General features: G+C 38.6%; 21 protein-coding genes. 17 read left to right on the plus strand and 4 right to left on the minus strand.

The genetic code is table 11. The features are described 5' to 3' along the window. Positions 1–245, minus strand: a 245-nt coding sequence (locus tag L877_RS0111260) for a transposase (RefSeq protein ID WP_026836160.1), incomplete at its 3' end; no start/stop codon positions are given. 84 nt (positions 246–329) lie between these two features. Here L877_RS0111260 and L877_RS13150 point away from each other — a divergent pair. Then, positions 330–1,241 (plus strand): RICIN domain-containing protein, encoded by a 912-nt coding sequence (locus L877_RS13150; RefSeq protein ID WP_084554887.1) that lies wholly within the window; start codon positions 330–332, stop codon positions 1,239–1,241. 107 nt (positions 1,242–1,348) lie between these two features. Here L877_RS13150 and L877_RS0111270 read toward each other — a convergent pair whose 3' ends face one another. Beyond that, a complete protein-coding gene (locus tag L877_RS0111270; protein ID WP_026836161.1) occupies positions 1,349–1,678 on the minus strand; it encodes a helix-turn-helix domain-containing protein in 330 nt (109 codons plus the stop codon). Between the two features lie 96 nt (positions 1,679–1,774). Between L877_RS0111270 and L877_RS0111275 the strand changes: the two genes are divergently transcribed. From L877_RS0111275 to L877_RS0111295, 5 genes are all read left to right on the plus strand, one after another. Continuing rightward, on the plus strand, positions 1,775–2,053 hold the full coding sequence (locus tag L877_RS0111275; protein ID WP_026836162.1) for a hypothetical protein: 279 nt from the start codon (positions 1,775–1,777) through the stop codon (positions 2,051–2,053). A 30-nt stretch (positions 2,054–2,083) separates the two neighbouring features. After that, positions 2,084–3,202, plus strand: a complete 1,119-nt coding sequence (locus L877_RS13740) for a DUF4190 domain-containing protein (protein ID WP_051437842.1) — start codon at positions 2,084–2,086, stop codon at positions 3,200–3,202. A gap of 17 nt (positions 3,203–3,219) precedes the next feature. Then, positions 3,220–3,531 carry a DUF4190 domain-containing protein gene (locus tag L877_RS13160; RefSeq protein WP_051437843.1) on the plus strand — a complete coding sequence of 104 codons (312 nt, stop codon included), beginning with the start codon at positions 3,220–3,222 and terminating at the stop codon, positions 3,529–3,531. Positions 3,532–3,613: 82 nt separating this feature from the next. After that, complete coding sequence (locus L877_RS0111290; RefSeq protein ID WP_026836163.1) at positions 3,614–3,874, plus strand: hypothetical protein; 261 nt, start codon at positions 3,614–3,616, stop codon at positions 3,872–3,874. Between the two features lie 126 nt (positions 3,875–4,000). Then, complete coding sequence (locus L877_RS0111295) at positions 4,001–4,777, plus strand: prolipoprotein diacylglyceryl transferase (protein WP_026836164.1); 777 nt, start codon at positions 4,001–4,003, stop codon at positions 4,775–4,777. A gap of 20 nt (positions 4,778–4,797) precedes the next feature. Here L877_RS0111295 and L877_RS0111300 read toward each other — a convergent pair whose 3' ends face one another. Continuing rightward, the gene (locus L877_RS0111300) at positions 4,798–5,904 is read right to left on the minus strand and encodes a GGDEF domain-containing protein (RefSeq protein WP_051437844.1); all 1,107 of its coding nucleotides are present in this window, start codon (positions 5,902–5,904) and stop codon (positions 4,798–4,800) included. A gap of 160 nt (positions 5,905–6,064) precedes the next feature. Between L877_RS0111300 and L877_RS0111305 the strand changes: the two genes are divergently transcribed. From L877_RS0111305 to L877_RS13165, 10 genes are all read left to right on the plus strand, one after another. Beyond that, on the plus strand, positions 6,065–6,388 hold the full coding sequence (locus tag L877_RS0111305) for a hypothetical protein (protein WP_026836166.1): 324 nt from the start codon (positions 6,065–6,067) through the stop codon (positions 6,386–6,388). A gap of 43 nt (positions 6,389–6,431) precedes the next feature. Further along, positions 6,432–7,094: a response regulator transcription factor gene (locus L877_RS0111310; protein WP_026836167.1), complete on the plus strand. Its 663-nt coding sequence runs from the start codon at positions 6,432–6,434 to the stop codon at positions 7,092–7,094. Next, positions 7,087–8,319, plus strand: coding sequence for a sensor histidine kinase (locus L877_RS0111315; RefSeq protein ID WP_026836168.1), 1,233 nt, complete (start codon positions 7,087–7,089; stop codon positions 8,317–8,319). The genes L877_RS0111310 and L877_RS0111315 overlap by 8 nt, the downstream gene beginning before the upstream one ends. A 118-nt stretch (positions 8,320–8,437) precedes the next feature. Continuing rightward, positions 8,438–10,792, plus strand: coding sequence for an ABC transporter permease (locus tag L877_RS0111320; RefSeq protein ID WP_026836169.1), 2,355 nt, complete (start codon positions 8,438–8,440; stop codon positions 10,790–10,792). A gap of 53 nt (positions 10,793–10,845) precedes the next feature. Next, entirely contained in the window at positions 10,846–11,604 is a 759-nt protein-coding gene (locus tag L877_RS0111325; protein ID WP_026836170.1) for an ABC transporter ATP-binding protein, read from the plus strand. Between the two features lie 129 nt (positions 11,605–11,733). After that, the gene (locus L877_RS0111330; protein WP_026836171.1) at positions 11,734–13,962 is read left to right on the plus strand and encodes an Ig-like domain-containing protein; all 2,229 of its coding nucleotides are present in this window, start codon (positions 11,734–11,736) and stop codon (positions 13,960–13,962) included. Positions 13,963–14,065: 103 nt separating this feature from the next. After that, positions 14,066–15,091: an SDR family oxidoreductase gene (locus L877_RS0111335; protein ID WP_026836172.1), complete on the plus strand. Its 1,026-nt coding sequence runs from the start codon at positions 14,066–14,068 to the stop codon at positions 15,089–15,091. A 15-nt stretch (positions 15,092–15,106) separates the two neighbouring features. Continuing rightward, positions 15,107–15,613, plus strand: coding sequence for a tRNA adenosine(34) deaminase TadA (gene tadA, locus L877_RS0111340; protein WP_423219309.1), 507 nt, complete (start codon positions 15,107–15,109; stop codon positions 15,611–15,613). A 373-nt stretch (positions 15,614–15,986) separates the two neighbouring features. Further along, on the plus strand, positions 15,987–16,769 hold the full coding sequence (locus L877_RS0111345; protein WP_026836174.1) for a helix-turn-helix transcriptional regulator: 783 nt from the start codon (positions 15,987–15,989) through the stop codon (positions 16,767–16,769). 140 nt (positions 16,770–16,909) lie between these two features. After that, positions 16,910–18,616, plus strand: coding sequence for an endo-1,4-beta-xylanase (locus L877_RS13165; RefSeq protein WP_051437845.1), 1,707 nt, complete (start codon positions 16,910–16,912; stop codon positions 18,614–18,616). Positions 18,617–19,276: 660 nt separating this feature from the next. Here the strand turns inward: L877_RS13165 and L877_RS0111365 are convergent. Then, positions 19,277–19,858: a TetR/AcrR family transcriptional regulator gene (locus L877_RS0111365; RefSeq protein ID WP_026836175.1), complete on the minus strand. Its 582-nt coding sequence runs from the start codon at positions 19,856–19,858 to the stop codon at positions 19,277–19,279. A gap of 143 nt (positions 19,859–20,001) precedes the next feature. Here L877_RS0111365 and L877_RS13745 point away from each other — a divergent pair, with 143 nt between their 5' ends. Then, positions 20,002–21,582: a hypothetical protein gene (locus tag L877_RS13745; protein WP_156923038.1), complete on the plus strand. Its 1,581-nt coding sequence runs from the start codon at positions 20,002–20,004 to the stop codon at positions 21,580–21,582. Positions 21,583–21,778 lie beyond the last annotated feature (196 nt).

Consider the following 21,778-nt stretch of genomic DNA (forward strand, 5'->3'; position numbering starts at 1 on the left):
TCCAGGGCTTTTATCCTCTTACGCAGTTCAATCATTTCTGCGTTAAGTGTACGGGCATTAGAGGGCGAATGAGCACCTTCGCCGATGTCAAGACTTCCATCTTTGACTTGTTTATTCCAGTTATAAATGGTATGTGCGGGTATGCCGAGCTCTTTTGCAGCACGTTGAACGCCAATTTCCTTACCAAGTTTAACTGCTTGGATTTTAAATTCCATGTCGTATTTACGTTGTTTTTTTGTTGCCATGTGGCACCTCCTTTGGGTTGTATTATATCACTACAAACTTCCTAAGAAAAGTGCCAACTATTATTATATTACATCAATACATATATGGAAGTTAATGATGTAATAACAATGATAAACTATATCAATGAGGGAAAGAAGATATGTAATGGTGTGGGAATGCAGTCTCATTTGTCAACTACATACCCAAGCGTTGACTATTATCTTTCAGCACTGAAATCATTCTTAAATGCTGGCTTTGAAGTTCAGATTACAGAACTTGATGCTACCAATAAAGGTGATCAGGACCTTTCCAATTACCTATATAGTATCTTGAAACAAGTAATGCAGCTCAAGAAGAGCGGCAAGAACATCACATGCCTTACAATATGGGGATTGGCAGATGATGTAACATGGATTAGAGGAGAAAAGCCACTTTTGTTCTCCAATATCTATACTCCAAAAACAGCTTACTACGGAGTTCTTCAGGCATTTAAAGATTCAGGATATACATCATCAAGTTCAAGTTCACAGGGAACTAGCTCCGGCTCATCAAGCAGTTCTCAGACAAACAGTGGAACTATCAAAGATGGCTGGTATTATATCAAAAATGTTCATGCCCAGAAGTATCTTCAGGTGGCAGGTAACAAGGGTGGAAATGGTGTAAATGTAGAAATCGGAACAGGCTCTGGCGTAAGAGGCCAAAAGTGGTATGTTAAGAATCTTGGAAACGGATACTTTACACTGGAGAATGGTAACGGCTATATGCTTGACCTTCAATATGGCGAAAACAAAGACGGTGCCAACATCCAGACATATCAGGCAAATAACGCAACAGCTCAGCAGTTCAAGGCAGTTTCAACAGGAAATAACACTTATGGAATTGTAACTAGAGTATCAAGCGACAAGAGAAGCTTGGATGTTTACAACTGGGGAACAGGCGATGGAACAAACGTCTGCCAGTGGTCATATATGGCAGCAAATAATCAGAAATGGATATTTGAGGCGACAAGTAAATAATTCGCGAATTAACAAATAGTTAAAGCCAGTCAACGTTGGAGTTGGCTGGCTTTTCTAGTAGTGAATAGGTGTGGAATGAACAAAGACGCTAGTAATAAGATAAAATACTAGCGTCTTAGTGCTTTAATATCCTTGAGGATTTTTAAATATACATTTTTTTCATTGTCAGAACAATCCCGGAGCTGTGCAACTATTTGTGTAGTTATTGGACATTGGATTCTTGAAGTCTCTTTTTCTGAAAAAAAATCAGCTAAAGATACATCTAACGCTTCACATATTCGCTCAAGAACTCTAATAGTTGGATTCTTAATATTTCTTTCAATTTGTCCCATATATGTGGGAGTTATATCAGCTCTGAGGGCTAATTCCTCTTGGCTGAGTCCAGAAGCTTTTCTTATACTTTGTACTCTTTCGCCTAAATTAAAGTTTTTCTTCATATACACCACCATAGTTAATAATATATGCTTGACAACAAAGTTTCAATATACTATAATTACTACATAGTACAATAACTATAGTTAGGGGTGATGCATATGGCTGATGATACTATAGTAAAGAATACTGATAATAATACTGGCTATCTGGCAATAGTATGCATTATGTGTGCAGCATGTTCATTGATTGTACCGGTATTAGGGGCAGTATTTGGAGTGCTAGCAATAGCATTTTCAGCGGCAATAGTTAACATGAAGGGAATTGAATCAAGAAACTTGGCATTAGCCGGGCTGATATTGGGTGTAATTGGATTAAAAATACAACTTACGATTTTACTCATAGCTCTGAATATTGGATTATACGTACTTATGCACTAAGATTTCTATTGAACTAGAGGAGGGGTTTTTATGGAAAACAGAGAGAACTTTGACCAATTTGAAACTCATGAAGAAAATTCAACAATGAGTACCAGTGAAACTATTGACGACAGTATTTCAACTACAAAATTCGAGACAGATGAAACCTCATATGATAAAGGGGAAAACAGGGCAGAAGAAAGCCATGGCTTATCTGTAGCTAGTATGATAACAGGAATAATGGCTATAGTTGTTCCCTATGTTGGTTTAATTACGGGAATACTTGCAATTGTATTTTTTGCCATTCACCGAAAAAAGAACAATGGAGAAACTAATGGACTGGCAAAAGCAGGATTAATCACCGGTATAATTGGAATAGTTGTTGTACAGATTATCATTTTTATCACTATAATCGCTTTGGTGAGTATTCCTAATCTTGAGAGAAGTAGGGAATCCAAGGATCTGTCAACATTAGACACTATTGCATCGGCTGCTTCAGTCGTAATTGCGAATGATGGCACTAATATAGATTATATTGATATCGAGGTAGAGTCAGATGGTTCAGGTTATGTTAAGGAGACAGTTGATACAGATTATGAAAAACATTTTGTTGAAGCTCTCGACGAACAGATGGACATTAAAAAATCTAATTTGTCAAGTTCAGTCTGCAGTGGCGAGAACATATATGTAAAATTTGATGGAGAACTTGTAGTAGGAGTTAAAGGTGATCCAGAAGCAAAATATGTCAAAAATGATGAAGGAGAATTGGCTACTTTTCGAGTTAGTTCAGGTCGAAATCCAGAACTTGAGAGAAGTAGGGAATCCAAGGATCTGTCAACAATAGATACTATTGCATCGGCTGCTTCAGTCGCGATTGCGAATGTTGGCGATACCGCCGATTACGTAGATATTGAAATGGCATCAGATGGTTCTGGATGGATCGAAGAGACAGTGGATACAGAGTTTGAAAAACAATTTGTAGAATTATTTGGTGAGCAGATGGATGTTAAAACTGTTAAGTTATCATGCGCTGCTTGTAGCAAAAAAAATATATATATTAAATACGATGGCTCGCTTGTGGCAGGTGTTAAAGGAAATCCGACAGCTCAATATGCAACGGATAGCACGGGTGGGAATGCAACATTTTCTGTTAATGCGAGCGAATGGTAAAATTGGAGGATTAGATTATGGACGATAGTAAACAAGGAAATGGATTTTCTGTAGCAGCAATGGTTTTGGGAATATGTAGTATTGTTTTTTCATGTTTTTTTCCTGTTGGTTTGGTGACGGGAGTTTTGGGCGTGTTTTATGCAAAAAAATATTCCGATATGAATTCTCATAAAAAAAATGGGATGGCAATGGCTGGATTTGTTACAGGAATAATTGGAACGGTGCTTAACGGAATACAATTGGTTGCTTTTATCATAGGCATACTAGCAGGAGCGGCATCTTCTACAACAACAGCATTTGAGGTGTTAGAAAAATTCTTATCTAAGTAGTGTAGAATTATAAGAAACGAAAATGTTTTTTATAATAGAGATGTTGAATCAATGTAATACTTGATTCTGAAAGGAGGATTTTATGGCAGTTGCATCTTTAGTTTTGGGAATAATAGCAACACTAATTGGTCTTTTTAGTGCTGGAGCACTCGGATGGGTTGGTGGAATAATTGGAATAATTGGTATTATTCTTGGAGCTGTAGGAAAAAAGAATTCACCTGAAAAGAGTGGAATGGCTACAGCTGGACTAGTATTGTCTATAATTGGTACTGTACTTAGTCTTATTCTTTATATTGCATGTGTAGCATGCTTAGGTGCGGCAGGAACAGCACTTCAACAATAGTTGGTTGTTAATACCACATATTCGTAATGTTTCTTTATATGAAAGGTGATGTTGACTATACAAGATGCGTGTATTTCACATTGGTTATAGTCAATAAACCTTTCTTTTTTTGAGAGGAAGTCTAATATGTTTAAATATATAAATATTATGGGTTTTATGGTTCCCTCATATGGATTATTAATACTTCTTGGATTAATATTAGGGAATATTTGTGAATACAAAATCATAAAAAAAGATAAGCTAAATATTTATGACTTTATAATACTTGAAGCATATGCATTACTTGGGGGGTTTATAGGTGCCAAGGTATTATATATATTAATTTCATTTAGAGAAATTGATTGGAATCGTATCGCTGACATGCAGTATTTTAATCAATTATTAAAAGGTGGATTTGTTTTTTATGGTGGATTAATATTGGGAGCTCTATTTTTGTTTTTTGCGAGTAAGCTTCACGGTATTATACTTGGAGAGTATTTGAGAAGATGTATTTTTATTTTGCCTTTGGTACATGGAATGGGTAGGATAGGATGCTTTGGAGCAGGCTGCTGCTATGGAATAAGATATCACGGAATTGGTGCGGTTACATTCCCTACGGATAGCTATGCACCGCATGGGGTAGAATTATTTCCAATCCAGTTAGTTGAGGCGATGGGATTATTTGTCATTTCAGGAATACTGTTGTTTTTGACAAAGAAGAATATGGATAGATTTATTATAGAAATCTATCTGATTTCGTATGGTATAATACGTTTTTTTGATGAATACTTAAGAGGGGATTCTATGCGAGGTAGTATAGGTTTTTTCTCAACCTCTCAGATTATAAGTATGATGATAATATTGATCGGGATAGTTATGTTGTGTTACAGAAGAAGAAAAGAGGTTGTCACCTCCGATTTCTAAGCGTGACAACCTTGTAAGTACTAATCCAAAAACTCTGTATGGTTTTTCCCAGTTGCCTTACCGTGATACAATCGTTTGTCTGCATTGACAAGTACTCGGTCTATGTCATCTTCAGGATGACCTTCTGAGACACCGAATGTCATAGTTACACCAAATTCGATATCACCTTTGTTGAACTTGTAGGCTCGAATTGATTCGATAATCCTATCCGCAAAGCGAACGCCAGATTCAAGGTTTGAGGCCGGCAATACAAAGAGAAATTCTTCGCCACCCCATCTAGCGGCATAGCCACCCTGTGGAAGATTATCTGATATGATTGAGGCAACTGCAGATAAGACGCTGTCGCCATAATCGTGTCCATATGTATCATTGACTTGTTTGAAATCATCAATATCACCTATTCCGAGAACATATTTCTCGCCACTTTCTTGGGATTCTATGCTGACTTTGCTAAGTGTCTCTCCCATAGCTCGGCGGTTATGTAACTGAGTCAAGGGATCGACTGTTGCCATTACAAGGAGCTGCTCGTTTTGTGCGCGCAGTTTGCTTTGGGTATAACGATTCAAAATTGTATAAATCGTAGTGACGTAAAAGAGAACAAATGCACCAATGACTATGTTAATGATATAAAGTGTTGTTCCCATCTTGTCATGCTCCAAACTGTGTATCACAAAGCGATCGTCATGACATAAAAAACCAAGGGCACCATATAATGCTATTGAGATAAACATAAAGATAAATGGTACTATTGTAATTCTTGTTGGCATAAGGAACAGCAGAGGAATTATCATCAAGAGAAACATACCAAAATCTGGTTTCCAACCAACAAATATGGTAGCCGCAGAGGCATGCGCGATTATCTCCGATATACTCAAGTATATAATAATGGATTTGTTGTTTATAAACTTGACCAAGATAAGCATAAGTGCATAGAATGAGACACTTCCAATGTTAAAGTAAGCCATTTCCTTAATTCCGCACTTGGAGAACAGTATAAAATACATTATGTGAACGCCTAAGCAACTAGCAAGGCCAATGAAGTATAAGCTGAACTCGTACTTGGAAGACATCAAAGAATCATATTTATTAACAAAAGCTATATCCCTTTCATATCCTTTTTCATTCATATCTTTTTTCACTTCCTTACATGAATGCTATTAATATTATACTATAGAAGGTAGGTAAAATCAACTGTCTGTGGGTGGGGAAGAACTATTTATCCGTATTCCCCCCAACTTGCGGCTGAAAACCGGTTATGATATAATACTTAGCAGGAGGTGAATTGCTATGAACGAAAAGGATTTGTTGGAAGCGAAGGACCAAGAGTCTCTGGAACGTGAAGAAAAGACATCCAAGCCATATCGCGGGAATAAGAAATCTATAGTATGCTATGTGGGAATCGCGTTAAACTTTATTTTGATGTTGCTTTCTGGAATTTCACTTACGAAGGGTGTATTTATAGGTGGAGGCGGACCAGTTAAAGTAAATGACGGGGTTGCATCAATTATAAGCGGATCGGGAAATCTTGCTCTGCCACTATTGATTCTTTCTTTGGTTTGCTTGGCTTTATTTATATTTATGTTAGTGAGAAAAGATAAGAATGGAAGATAAGATTAAGGATATATAGTTAACATTTTGAAAAGGAGAGTATTCATTGCTGGATATACTGATTGTTGAGGACAATAAAGATATAGGAAAACTTCTAGAGGCATACTTGAGAAAGAATAATTATGTAGTTAGCATAGCTGAAAATGGAGAAAAAGCCCTTGATTTGTTTGAAAAGTACGGAGCTAAACTTATTATTCTTGATATTATGTTGCCCGGAATAGATGGTTTTAGTATATGCTCTAAAATCAGAGAGAAGTCCAATGCGCACATACTAATTGCAAGTGCATTAAATGAGAAAGCTGACAAGCTAAAAGGATTGGAAATAGGTGCGGATGATTACATAGAAAAACCGTATGATATTGACATTCTCATGGCGAAGATCAATGGGATATTTAAGCGTAAATATGCGATAGATACGATCGTTGAAGGGGATTTAGAACTCAATACTGTTAATATGACATTAAAGGTTCGAGGAGAAAGTGTTGAGGTGACCAATAAGGAATTTGAGTTACTCAAACTGCTCATAGAGAACAAGGGCGTGACCATGAAGAAGGAATACTTATTTAATACAATATGGGGAAGTGACAGTGAGTCAGAATTGCAAACTCTCACTGTACACATTAAATGGCTCAGGGAGAAGATCGAAGAGAATTCAAAAAAACCAAATCATATTATTACAGTATGGGGAGTTGGGTATAGATTTGAGTAGATATGTAAAATTTTCAGTATTCATCATCTTGTTCGAGATGATGCTCATCGGAGTATTTAATTATATCATCATGACCAAATCTCATGATGACAATCACTATGAAAAAGTAGAAGCGAAGAGAATTGTGAGGGTCTTGGAAGCAGATAAGACCCTTCTTGTGATGCCTGAAAAGCTAGATTTAAGTCAGTATAAAACCATAACTAGAGTGACTGTGTTTGATCCTAATCAAGTATGTAATAATTCATATTTAGTGGAATCCGCAGGAGGCAGGCTGTATAGATTTGAGTATACCATCAAGGATAACCTAGATGAGATTATAATGATGAATGTGGCATTATTTTCAATTCTTCTTATTACGATTTTTGTAATTATTTATTACTATATTAAGATAATTAGACCTTTTCAGACGATGTCTGACATGACTGTTGAGCTTGCCAAGGGGCATTTGACCAAGCCTATAAAGGAAGAAAAAAGCAAGTTCTTCGGGAAATTTATCTGGGGAATGGATATGCTGAGAGAACACCTTGAGGCTGAAAAAAATAAAAGCTTTAAGTATGAAAAAGACAAAAAAACCTTGCTGATGTCCTTGTCTCATGACATTAGGACTCCGCTGTCGACGATTAAATTATATGCCAAAGCGGTAGCTGATGGAGTATATGAGACGGAAGAAGAAAAGCGAGAGGCAATACTTGGAATCATAGAAAAGGCCGATGAAATCAGTAAATATTCCAATGAAATTTATAGTATCTCAAGAGATGATATTGTTGAGTTTGATGTGAAAAGCAATGATATCTATTTATCACAAATTATCGAGAAGATAGAGTATTATTATAAAGAAAAACTTGGTGTGCTTCATATCAGTTTTGTTGTTGAAAAGTATGATAATTGCCTTATAAAGGCGGATGAGGATAGATTGATAGAGTGTATTCAAAACTTGTTTGAGAATGCAATTAAGTATGGGGATGGTGAGGAAATACGTTTGACAGTCCGCGAAGAAGAGGAATGCAAGCTGATTTCAGTGATTAATAGTGGAGCTAAGATTGAGTCCTCCGAGGTGGTCAATCTTTTTGATTCTTTCTACAGAGGTAGTAATAGTTCTGGGATAAAGGGAAATGGTCTGGGACTTTATATAGTGAAAAAACTTATGACAATGATGCAGGGAGAAGCATTTTTGGAGTTGGATGGTGAGAAATTTACTGCGACTCTTGTGGTAAGAAAAGCCTGAAAGACAATATTTAATGTTTATTTAATAATTTATGGTTTATGATATAGTCGTGAGTTAGAGATATCCCGATGATCCGGACATCGGAATATTTTTCAAGAAAGTAGAAAGGAAGGAAACTATGATACTTAGTATTTTGAAAAAGGACTTGAAAAGAGAGAAGACCATGAATACGGTATTATTTCTTTTTATAATCCTGTCGACTATATTGGTTGCCAGTGGAATCAATAATATAGTCTCAGTTACCAATGGGCTTGATTTTTTCCTTGATAAAGCTGGAATTGGAGAGTATGTATATGAAACATTAAGCGGTGACACTAGATTTGAGGAAAAGCTCAAGACAGCAAAGTATGTGGAGTCGTATAAAAAAGAGTCCATGTCTGTGTTGGCGAAAAAGGATATCATCTTAGAGGGGAAAAAGAAGGTTGATTCTGAGGTAGATGTATGTAAACTTTCTGATGGGAGTCTTACATACTTTGATTCGGAAAATCGCGTCATGAATCATGTGGAGCCGGGACATGCTTGGATAAATGTCAACATGAAGAACAGTTGTGATTTGAAGAAAGGTGACAAGATAAAGGTGTTAATCGGTGATAAAGAGAAGGAGTTTATCGTCGATGGCATGTTGAAGGATGCTATTCTCGGATCGACTTTTCAGGGAATGCCTAGATTTTTTCTGAATAAAACAGATTATGCGGAGATTGAAAAAGGAAGTTTTATTAAGAATGATTTCTTCTTCCCTGTTTTTTCAGATGTGGAAAAGGCTCAGAAGGAGTTGGGAGATGTGGAAGACTATGGCGTGTACTGTCTTTCCAGAAATGTAATTAAGACAACATATATGTTGGATATGGTTATTGCCCTTATCTTGATGGTCGTGAGTATATGTTTGTTAATTATTTCTATTATTGTGATGAGATTCTCTCTTGGTATTTCTATTCAAAATGAGTACAGAGAGATAGGCGTTATGAAGGGGATAGGAATTGGTCAGAGGAAAATACGAACCCTATATATGGTAAAGTACGTGACACTTGGGCTTGTTGGGGCGATAATAGGACTATTTGTCAGTGTGCCTGTGGGCAAATTGATGATGGGAACCATGAGCGAGAGTATGTATCTTGGAAGTGATAATCCGATTGTATTAAATATAATTGGTGCGGGGATTATCTTCCTAATAATATGTTTTTTTGCTTACTTTACAACAAGAAAAGTGAACAAGATGACTGTTGTAGATGCAATCAGAAATGGTGAATCGGGAGAACGGTTCAAGAAAAAGGGTGGATTGCGATTGACTAATAGTCATGCTAATAATAGTATTTACTTGGCGTTAAATGATGTGATAAGTAGCCCCAGAAGGTATTTGACAGTATTCCTTGCATTCTTTATATGCGCTATTGTATCCTTTATGGTCACTAATTTCACATCTACAATGGACAGCTCAAGCTGTATAGAGCTGTTAAACAATCCGGGAGATTTGTATGTGAGTGTCGAGGACAATGAGCTGGTGAAGAGCTGCAGAACGGACAAATTCTATGTGAATATGGATAGAATACATTCAAAGATCAAAGAAAAATTATCCGCTAACGGGATGTCCGGAAAAGTATCACGTACAATATACTGTGCATCCAAGGTTGAATTGGATGACAAAAAACTAGAGACAATGGTGACAAAGACGGCGGGAGACACCGGTGACAGGATAAAGGTGGAAAGTGGTAGCCTAGCAGAGAATCCGAATGAAGTAGCTATTACAAGCCTTGTGGCGAACGAACTAGAAGCCAAGATTGGCGATACAGTTAAAGTTAAGATAGGCGACAAGGTGGAAAATAAGATGGTTTCCGGAATATTTCAAACTATGAATAATCAAGGAAATCTGTTGATGCTAAGCGATAATTATGAGATCGCTGCTGAATATGTTGATGGATATAATACAGCTGTAATTCAGTTTGACGACAATCCAAGTGATGAGGAAATAGCAAGGAGAAAGGCTATCCTGAAGAAGGCTTGTAAATCTGATGGATTTAAGATTAGAAATGCCAGAGAGGAGTGCATAGATACGATGAATTCTCTGGAGCCAACTCGAAGTGCAACCAATGTTGTCGTTGGAATTGTTTGTGTTATCGTGGGGCTTGTGACAGTATTTATGGAGCGAAGTTTCTTGAGTTCGGATAAAAAGCAGATTGCACTTATGAAGGCGATTGGCTTTAGAGATGATTCAGTCATAGGATGGCAAGTTGTCAGATTTGTTGTTGTGTTGGGAAGTGCGGTTGTGCTTGGTTATGCAATATCTAGACCGGTTACTGATTTTTGTATACAGAAAGTTTTTGCAATTATGGGAGCCAGTCACGTTGAACCTGTATTTTCCGTCCGTGGAAATGCGGGAGTTGCACTGATTATGGCATGCGTTGCAGTGGTATTTGCTTGGGTTACATCACTTTATTCCAAGCAGACAGTCGCGAGAGACACGGCAAGTATTGAGTAAATATGATAAGTTATGATATACAACTTAATTTGGTATAGAAAAGGAGAATGAATATGGCTACAGTGTTAGAAGTAAAGGATTTGTGTAAAACATATATTGCGGATAAAAGACAAAACAATGTCTTGAAAAATGTGAGTTTCAAAGTGGAAGAGGGGGAGATGGTGGCTATTATGGGACCATCGGCGTCGGGTAAATCCACCCTTCTCTACAGTGTTTCAGGGATGGATTCCCCAACCAGCGGTACGGTATATTTTGGCAACAGAGATATCACTAACATGAAGAAGAAGGAGCTTGCCGATGCAAGACTAGATGACATGGGATTTATATTTCAGCAAATGTATATGATGAAAAATCTCACACTTCTTGACAATATCCTTCTCCCGGGATTTCAGAGCAAGAAACTTGGGCGAACAAGGGGAGAAGTGATTGCTTACGGCGAGAAATTGATGAGGAAGCTTGGAATTATAGAGGTGGCAGATCATGACATCAACGAGGTCTCGGGGGGTCAACTTCAGCGAGCATGCATATGCCGAAGCATGATCAACAAACCGCGAATTCTCTTTGCAGATGAGCCCACCGGAGCTCTCAACAGATCATCGTCGACTGAGGTGATGGAGGAACTCACGAAGCTCAATAAAGAGGGAACGACCATTATGATGGTCACTCACGACCACAAGATTGCGGCAAAATGTTCTCGCGTCTTGTATATTCTAGATGGCAATATCGAGGGAGAGTTTTTCAATGATCCGGAGCTATCTTCGAAGGAAAGAGAGAAAAATCTCAACAATTGGTTAATGGAACTTGGCTGGTAGAAATACCAGCTTTTTCTTTGCATAAATGATTAAAAATGGCAAGACATGCACCCCAAAATGTGGTATACTGATACTTAACCGATACACACAATACTAGAAATTTGAAATTATGGAAAAGGAGAGAATGCGATGAGAAAAACAAAGTTAATTGCAACTGCTACTGCGATAGCTGCCATGTCTCTTGTTGGAGCAGTTGTTAGTGGTGATAATGGCGCAGAAGCCAAGGTTACAGTGAAGAAGGTTAGTGTTACAGCACCTTCCGGAAAAACTGCATATATTGCAAAGGGAAAGAGTGTAAAGCTGACTACAGAGGTAAAAGTAAAGCCTTCTACAACGGCGAATAAGAAAGTTTCCTATACATCAGCATCTAAAAAAATAGCAAAAGTTAATTCAAAGGGAAAAGTTAAAGGTCTTAAAGTTGGAAAGACTACAATCAAGGTTGCGAGTGCCAAGAATTCCAAGAAGAGAGGAAGCATCAAGGTTGTAGTTAAGAAGGGTGTAGTTAAGAAAGTCAAGCTAGACAAGACGGCGCTGTCTGTTAAGCCAGGAAGCAAGGCGACTCTCAAGGCTAAGGTGACAGCTAGTAAGGGCGCTTGGAAGAAAGTTGCATGGAGTTCCAGCAATGTAAAAATTGTAAAAGTTAATAAAAATGGTACTGTGACAGGTGTTAAAGCTGGAAGCGCTACGATTACATGTATGTCCACAGATGGAAGCAACAAGAAGGCAAAGTGCAAGGTTACTGTTGCAGAGGATAAGGTTTCAATTAGCAGTATCAAGGCGTTATCAGATATTTCTATGGAGGTCAAGTTGTCTAAGGCTAAGGCTTTCAAGACAGAGGATTTTAATATCTTTACCAAGAATTCCAAATCCTTTGCTTACACGGATTCCGGAAAGAGAGAAGTGGCCTATGCTGAGACAAAGGATAATCTCACATATAACCTATATTTCGATTCAAGTGTTGACGGTTATTTTTGGGATGGACAGTATGCCAAGGTTACTATCGGAACCGGAAAAGATCAACTAGTCAAGGAAGTATATATTGAAAATGTTCCTGTAGATGTTACAATGACCAAGGATTCAATCAGATATGTTGATTCTTACAGAGTTGGATATTATGTAGATAAGGAATTGAGTATATATTCAGAGGCCGCCAAGGGAAGCGTGACATACTCAGTATCTGGTACAATGCCAAAGGGAGTGAAGGCCAAGATTTCTAAGAACAAATCTCGTGTCACTCTGTCAGGAAAGATGGAGCAGGTGGAAGATGGTACTACAGTTGTTCTCACCGGTGTGGATGAAGTAGGTAATAAGTTTACAGCAAAATACGTGTTCCTAGTTGGTGATGATACTCATATTGTGGCAGCGGCAGTTCCGGTTAAGGGATTGTCATATAAGAAAGATGATCCAAAAACATATAAAAGCGAGTCTAACGGAACATTTTTATTTGATGATTGTTATATGACAGATTACAGCGAGAACGTGGGAAGTATTATTGACTATGAGGATAAAATCTATGCCAGTGGCGGAGATGGAGAATATGAGTATAGTTATGATCTCTCCGGAGTCCCTAGAGCGGACACAGATGGCACGAGAGCCAATATTCCTGCCGGAAACTACGTTGTAAAGGCAACTGTCTCTGACTCTGAAAACCCGGAGGTAAAGGCAAATGTTGATATACCATTTACATTGGTGGATGGTAAGACTATCAAGGGAAATGTCAAAGACTTGGGCGGAGGAAAATTTGATGCAGGAGGGATCGAATTTGTCTCAAACGTCGATAGTTATGGCGACACACTTCAGCCTGGAACCAACGTGGATAAAGATGGAAATTACTCGCTCAGAGTTATCCCGGATACATACAAGGTGACTGTAAAAGCAGGAACTTACCATTACTTGGGAGCCAATGCAACCAGTAGAGTTGAAGTGAAATCCGATATGACTAAGGATTTGATATTTCCTTATTACCGAGTTAACGTTGAGACAGATATTGCGGGAGCAGTCGGATACAATATAATGATGGGATATCTTTTGTTGGATGACTTATATGACCAAGATTGTATGGTGAGGAACTATACTAACAAGGAATCAGAATATTATGGAAAGATGGTTGTATATCTCAAGAAGGGTACCTATAGTGTCCATGAGGAAGAGGGAAGCTCTGTATGTGTAAATGCATATGGGAAAATCAAATCTGAGGAACTCACGAGAACTACAGGTGAGAAGTATACATCAAGAACTTTCGATGAGACGTCTATAATCAAGTCCGGAGATATGGACCAGTACAAGCTCTCTGGAACATTTAATGTAGATGGTAATACAACAATCAAGTTGAAAGCGACTCCGGTCAAGATTGACTAGAGTGTAATATAAATAGAGCGGGGCTACAAGTGTAGAACAGGTCTTGGTCTACAAAAGTAGTCCCGCTTTTTAGCGGGGGAAAATAACCATAAGGAGGTATATGATGAAAGCATTATTTATTGGGGGAACCGGAACTATAAGCACTGCAATTGTGAGAAGACTTGCAGAGGAGATGGATTGGGAAGTATGGCTTATCAATCGAGGAAACAGAAGTGAGGTAATGCCTGACAATGTCAATCTCATCAAAGCGGACATTAACGATGAAGAGGATGTGGCAAATAAGCTCCAGGGAATGAACTTTGATGTCGTATGTGAGTTTATCGGTTTTACGGTGGATGCAGTGGAGCGTGATTATAGACTTTTCGCTGGCAAGACCAAGCAGTATATATTCATAAGCTCTGCATCGGCATACAACAAACCTGCAGCGAGCTACCTGATTACTGAGGGAACAACCTTGGCCAACCCACATTGGGAGTACTCTCGCAACAAGATTAAGTGTGAGGAATTTCTCATGAAAATGTACCGCGAGGAGGAATTCCCGGTGACAATAGTGAGACCGAGCCACACATATGACGAGAGAAATATTCCGCTTGGAGTTCAGGGTAACAAAGGTCACTGGCAGGTTATCAAGCGCATGCTGGAAGGAAAGCCGGTAATAATTCAAGGAGATGGATCTTCTCTTTGGACAGTGACATTTAATAAGGACTTTGCCGTTGGATTTACTGGTTTGATGGGAGACAGACATGCCATAGGAGAGGCATTCCAGATAACGGGAGATGAGACACTTACATGGACTCAAATTTACCAAACTGTAGCGGATGCTCTGGGAGTCGAGCTAAAACCATATTATGTTGCCTCAGAGTTCTTGGCTCAGGTTGGGGAGAAATATGGGTTTGATTTTGAAGGTAGCTTACTTGGAGATAAGTCAGTATCTGTAGTTTTTGACAATACAAAGTTAAAGAGACTTGTTCCTGAGATGCGAACCAATATAAGCTTTGATGAGGGTGTGAGAATCACGATAGACTATGCTATGGATCATCCGGAGGAGTGTCAGGTTGAGGATAAGGAATTTGACGAATGGTGTGACAGGGTGATTGAAGCTCTTGAGGTTGCCAAGAAGTCAATATGATTTGGCGAGTAGTCGTTGGATATTGAGAAGAATAATAGGAGATATGAGACAGTTATGGAGACTAATGACATTTTCATGAAAGAAGCAATTCGCCTTGCGAGGAAGGCATATAAGAAGGATGAGACTCCGATTGGATGTGTGATTGTGAGAGATGGGCGCATAATTGCCAGAGGATATAATCTAAGAAATACCAAGAAGAATACTCTCTGTCATGCAGAGATTACGGCTATCCGCAAAGCATGCAAGAAGGTTGGAGATTGGCGGTTAGAGGACTGCGTTATGTATGTCACCCTTGAACCTTGTCCCATGTGTGCCGGTGCGATTGTACAAGCCCGAATACCCAAAGTTGTGATTGGTTGCAGAAGCCCCAAGGGTGGATGTGCAGGATCAGTTATAGACTTGTTTAATGTAGATGGCCTAAATCACAAAGTTGCTCTAGAGGAAAGTGAATTGAGAGAAGAATGTCAAAACATGTTGAGGGAGTTTTTTAAAGAGCTCAGAATCAAGAAGCGAGATAAATAATTGTCTTACGAACGACGTGAGTAAGACCAGCGATATGCGTTTCCGTTTTCCCAAAAAACACGAAAAAAGACGGCGTGGGGGCCGTCTCTTTTCGCTAAACATAATTAATTATATATTGAAAGGGTAGAAGTTAGCTTCTTTATGCATATAAATTTATCATAGTTGAGACTATATGTGAATGATTTATTTTGCTTAATAATTGATTTTTTGTGCATTTTTTTAGACTGGTCTGTATATTGCATTTTTACAAAAACAATGCAAATTGGATAAATATTGTCTAATAAGTACGAAAATAGAGTGATTTTAATTGAATTTTTGTGCAATCATGATATAATATTGACTATATGGGAAAATTTGTCTGGGAGGTGAGAGAATGATTCAAATAATATATGCAGTGGTAGATGCAGAGATGCCGGAAGGTTTTGAGGACAACTTGGTATTCGCAGATGGTGAATATGAAATAATGATGTTCAGAGACGAGGTTGAGATAGAAGTTGACGGGAAGATGAAGAGATATCCCCCACGACAGTGTGTTCTCTATCGACCTGGGCAGAGAGTACACTATAAGGCCGTAAGTGGCAAGATGGTTTATACATGGATTAGATTTGACTGCGATGAGGATTTGTACAAGGAGGACTATTTACCTTATGGAATTCCGATCCAAGTAAAGGAGTATGACTATTATAAAGTATACTTCCAAGCAATTGCAGATGAAAACTATTTTCACTATCCGAGTTGCGAGCGGATCATGACGGATTTAATGCATATTATATTTGAGAGGCTCCACGAGTATGCCTATACGGGAGAATTGATAGGATATCGACCTATATTTAACAAGCTGAGGAATGCTATCTATGAGTATCCAGAGAGAAACTGGACACTTGAATCTATGGCGGAGTTTGTATCACTTGGTACGAGAACACTTCAGAAGAAGTATCAGGAGTACTTTCACACTTCGTGTAATAGAGAATTAATAGAGAGCAGAATTAGCAGAGCGAAGACATTGCTCTATCAGACGGATAGGACGGTGGCGGAAATTGCATATGATTGTGGTTATAATAACGTGGAACATTTTTGTAGACAGTTTCGCAACCATGAGAATTTGACGCCGGGGAAATATCGCCAGATACATCAAGAAAAGTATAAGCGAGATTAGTAAATAGTCGGCTCTATATTGGTCATAAATCACAATATATCAATCAATAGACTTGAAAAGTCATTGGAAATATCATGGCTTTTTGTTATTATGTATTCGAGTAGGTTAAATTTCATAATACGATTGGAGGTTTTTGAGATATGAAAGAGTGGAAGAAAAGGGCCGCAGGTGTCCTGGTAGGAGTTATGGCAATAAGCATGGTTACACCGGTTGTGGGAACTAATGCTGCAGCTAAACCAAAATTATCCACAAAGAAAGTGACTGTAAAAGTCGGAGCTAAAAAGAAGCTCAGTGTAAAAAAAGCAAAGGGATTCAAGGTGACATGGAAAGCTACAAAGAAGAAGATTGTCACATTGAAGAAAAAAGGAAAATATGCCGTGAATATCATAGGCAAAAAAAAGGGGAATACTTCAGTAGTAGCCACACTTAAAAAGGGAAAGACTAAGAAAAAGCTTACATGCAAAGTGGTTGTCAAAGCTAAATCAGTGGCAAAGGGAACTGATAGTAAGCCAGCTGCAACAGCGGATACAGCAGCTGCGGCAACAAATGCACCAGTAAGTCAGAGTGCTGCACCAGCGGTGTCAGCAACTCCTGAAGCTACAGTTGCTCCAACATCTACACCTGTAGTATATGATAAGCCAACAGATTATGTTGGAATCAAAGATGCTTACAAGGACTTTGTTGGAACACTTGGAACATGTATCAACACATGGCAGCTTACAGATAGCGAAGCTATGGATCATGTAAAGCGCCACTACAATAGTGTAACTATGGAAAATGAGATGAAGCCGGAGGCAATCTTGCCAAAGAGCGCGTCTGATACAGTATCTATCGAAGAAGCAAAAGCACTTGGATACGATATCCCAACTTCATATGTTGATTCTGTAGTTCCTAAGTTGAGATTCGATAATGTTGATGCAGCAATGGAAAATGCACACAAAAATGGTCTTCGCATGAGAGCTCATACTTTGGTATGGCACTCACAGACACCAAGTTGGTTCTTCCAGGAGTTTGGTGGAACAAAGAAGGTGAGCGAGGAGACAATGACAGGAAGACTTGAGTTCTATATCCGCAACGTAATGAAGCATGTTATGGAGCAGGAGAAGAAGCTCGGAGTTCAGCCTGGAGATATCGTATATACTTGGGATGTTGTCAATGAGTATCTCCACAGATCAGGAAATCCATCATGGCATACAGTTTACAAGTATGATGATGAAGATGAGAACAAGTTGAGACCTAAATATGTAAAACTTGCATTTGAGTTTGCACATCAGATGCGCAAGGAGTACGGAGTTCAGGATAAGGTTGCACTTATCTTCAATGACTACGATACATATTTTGAGGTTCCAAATGAAATCGCAGTTATCAACTTCATCAATGAAAATGAGCCAGAGAAGATCTGTGATGGAATCGGTATGCAGAGCCATGTTGATATCAAGAGACCTACTATTGATGGCGAAGAGGGATATATCACAGCACTCAAGGCATTTATGAATGAGGGATATGAGGTTCAGATAACTGAGCTTGATATGACTATCAACTTCGATACAGATGATACTGATGGTAGAAGACCAAGATACGATTACAGAGACGAGGGAGAGACTCTCGATGAGCAGGCAGTATTCTGCGGAAATCTCATGCGTGAGATTTTGAAGGCTCATGTAAATCGTGACAAGACTAAGTGCCCTAAGGGACTCACAGGAATCACTCTTTGGGGATTGTATGACTCAATCTCATGGAGAGGTAAGAGTGAGCCATTGTTGTTCAAGTCATTGACTGAGCCAAAAGAGTCATATATGAAGTTTGTTGCAGCTCCATCAGAAGTTGCCGCAGAACTTGCAAAGTAATTAGTATAATATAATATTTCATTATAAAAGGGGCTGTCGCACTAAGACAGTCTAAAAACAGGAAGAGTCCAACCGACTCGAGACGCAATGCATGCGCATTGAAGTCTCTCTCTGGTTGGCCTCTTCCTGTTTTTTTATACTTATCTAGTGCTGACATTCCGCTTAAAAAATAATATCCTTCTTTTTCAAATAGGCATGCCCCTTGCGCCTTATCAATCAAGTCTTTCCCCATCTCGGGGCATGCCAAATCCTTCTTTTTCAAATAGGCATGCCCCTCACGCCTTATCAATCAAGTCTTTTCCCATCTCGGGGCATGCCAAATCCTCTTTTTTCAAATAGGCATGCCCCTCACGCCTTCTCAATCAAGTCTTTTCCCATCTCGGGGCATGCCAAATCCTTCTTTTTCAAATAGGCATGCCCCTTGCACCTTATCAATCAAGCCTCTCCCCATCTCGGGGCATCCGTATTCCACTCTCCAGAGACTCAAGAGTTCTTCCAACAAATACGGATGTTTTCTTAAAAATTGTCTTTTCATCCGTATTTCACATGCCCGTCACGCCTTCTCAATTAACAAAGAATAATAATAGAATCTCCCTAATTTAGCACAAAATGGAGCTGAGCACTAACAATTTTTTAATTGTTAGTGCGACAGCCCCTTTGCTATCTCCTATATGATATACAATCACATGCTTTTTCCACCAGGTCGATGACTATATCATCGTATGCCTCGGACAGAAAAAGCTTTTTCTTTGCCTGTGTTACCGAGATAAGTTTCATATAATTGCAAAAAAGCTCGGGATTGGGATTTGGCTTCGGCTTCTCCAATAGGGTTATAATCATGGATATTGTTTGGAAGTTTTGATTGCTGTTGTTTAAGTTAGATGGCGGCCACATCTTGATTAACATATCTTGTTCCTCGTCGCTCATATATGAAAAAATATTTATATCTTCATCCAAAAGCCACATGATAAAAGCCTTGAGACCTGTATAATCGAGCTTGTGTTTCCCTGATAACTCAAGGATTTTATTCTTTGCATCAGATCGCTTCTTGAGCATCATCTCATACATAAAGTCTGATTTACTCTTGAAAAATGAGTAGAAACTTCCTTTTGAAATATAGCATTTTGAAGTAATATTGTCTATATTTACATTCTTATAACCACCCTCTTTGAGTTGGAGAAATCCCTCGTCGATAAGATTTTCTCGCAATCTTGTACGTTCTTCTACTGTAAATGCGTTCATATGTCTATTCCTACCTTTGTAATTTTATCTGACTCAATATGACTTGCAAGTCATTCTGAAATCATTATACTATAGTTAGTCATGACTTACAAGTGACAAAAATAACAAAATTTGGCGTTAAATACGCAAAAAGAAAGGAGAAAATGATGAATTCATTTATTAAGAAATGTGCGGTTTTGACTCTAGCGATGAGTCTTACATTCACAGGCATTTCTAACGCAACACCAATTATTTCTGCCGAGGAGCAGCCCAAGGTAGAAGAAAAAGTAACAGGTCAGAACTTTTTGAAGCAGGTAAAGGGAGAGTTTCAGCCTTTGTTTGATGGAGGAGTTTATGACGCTAAGTATGACCACTATTGGAATGACTATGCAGCAACTGTTGTTGGAGGTTCCCAAGCAGCGGATGTGGTTACAAGAATCAAGGCATCAGTAAATGCTCCTGGCTATGGAGAGACTGCGGTTGACGGAAAATTTTACTGTGGCTTTATATCAAATGTTGCCACTATAGAGTTTGGCGGAGAAGATGGAAAAGATGTAACTTATACACTTAATGATGGCACTAAAGTCAACAGAAGTTATGAGTTTGTCAAGGAAGCAAGAGCAGCAGGAGAGTACTTTGGACAGGCCATGGGATATGATGGATATCTTTATAAGTGTAAAGAAGAAGCAAATGATGAGTTCACATATCTGTTTATGTGCCCAGATACACCGGCATCTACATATCACCTAGAGTTCCGCTATGGAAGTAGCGAAGAGGATATTCTCAAGCTCACAGATGGTAAATACAAAAACTGGCTTGCAGCCGGATTTATGACATCAGCTTTCAAGGAGGCCGATGAGGACTCTATACAGAAGGTAGTATCACTTTTTGTAATTGAGAATATCAAGTCATCATTGACTGATGAGGGCAAGAATCAGAGAGCATTTCTTGTGGGAAAATGGAATTGTGATGTAACTGATATGAGAAAGGTTCCGGGATATGAGAAGGCACAGATGTATGTTGATTACAATGCCGATGGAATTGGAAAAACATATGTAGATATGAATGGAACCGGAAATTATGTATTGGTTTCAGAGTATAATTATTTTGCATATGACAATAATCCAAGTGATAATAAAAATGCGGGCGTGTATATCGCAAACTCAATCACAGAGGGCACAGTTACACCGGGATCATATGAAATCAAGGATATCAATGGAAAGAAAGCTCTGTGCTTTAAGTCAACTGAGGGAACAGTGACATACTTTGCTGATGAGAGTGCTAAGCCAGCAGCCAGTGTTAAACCGGCAGCTAGTGCTAAACCAGCTCAGGCTGCAACACCAAAGGCGGCAGCAGTTAAGGTCAAGAAACTTGATACAGTAAAGATAAGTGGTAATACATATAAAGTTACCAAAGTTGCCAAAAAATCTGCAGGGAAAGTGGCATTTACTGTTGCTAAAAATGCCAAGGTAGTTACGGTACCTAAGAGTGTTAAGTTAGCTGACGGCAAGAATTATAAAGTTACTGCAATCAATGCCAAGGCATTTGCAAAGTCTAAAGCTACTAAGGTAATCATTAAGACAGCTGCCTTGAAAAAGGCAAGCGTCAAGAACTGCTTGAAGTCTTCTAAGGTGAAAAAGATTACAATTAAGGTTGGATCAAAGAAGAAAAATAAAGCGACTTTGAAAACTTACAAGAGTATATTCACAAAGAAGAATGCAGGATTAAGTGTAAAAATCAAGTAATCAGAGTGATTAACGAAGAATTTACTTGACTAAAAAATTGGGGCTGTCGCACTAAGACAGTCTAAAAACAGGAAGAGTCCAACCGACTCGAGACGAGGTGTATGCGCATTGAAGTCTCTCTCTGGTTGGCCTCTTCCTGTTTTTTTATACTTATCTAGTGCTGACATTCCTCCCAAAGAAATTGTCTTACAAGCAA

It is taken from the genome of Eubacterium xylanophilum ATCC 35991 (assembly GCF_000518685.1).
Taxonomy (GTDB): domain Bacteria; phylum Bacillota; class Clostridia; order Lachnospirales; family Lachnospiraceae; genus Eubacterium_F; species Eubacterium_F xylanophilum.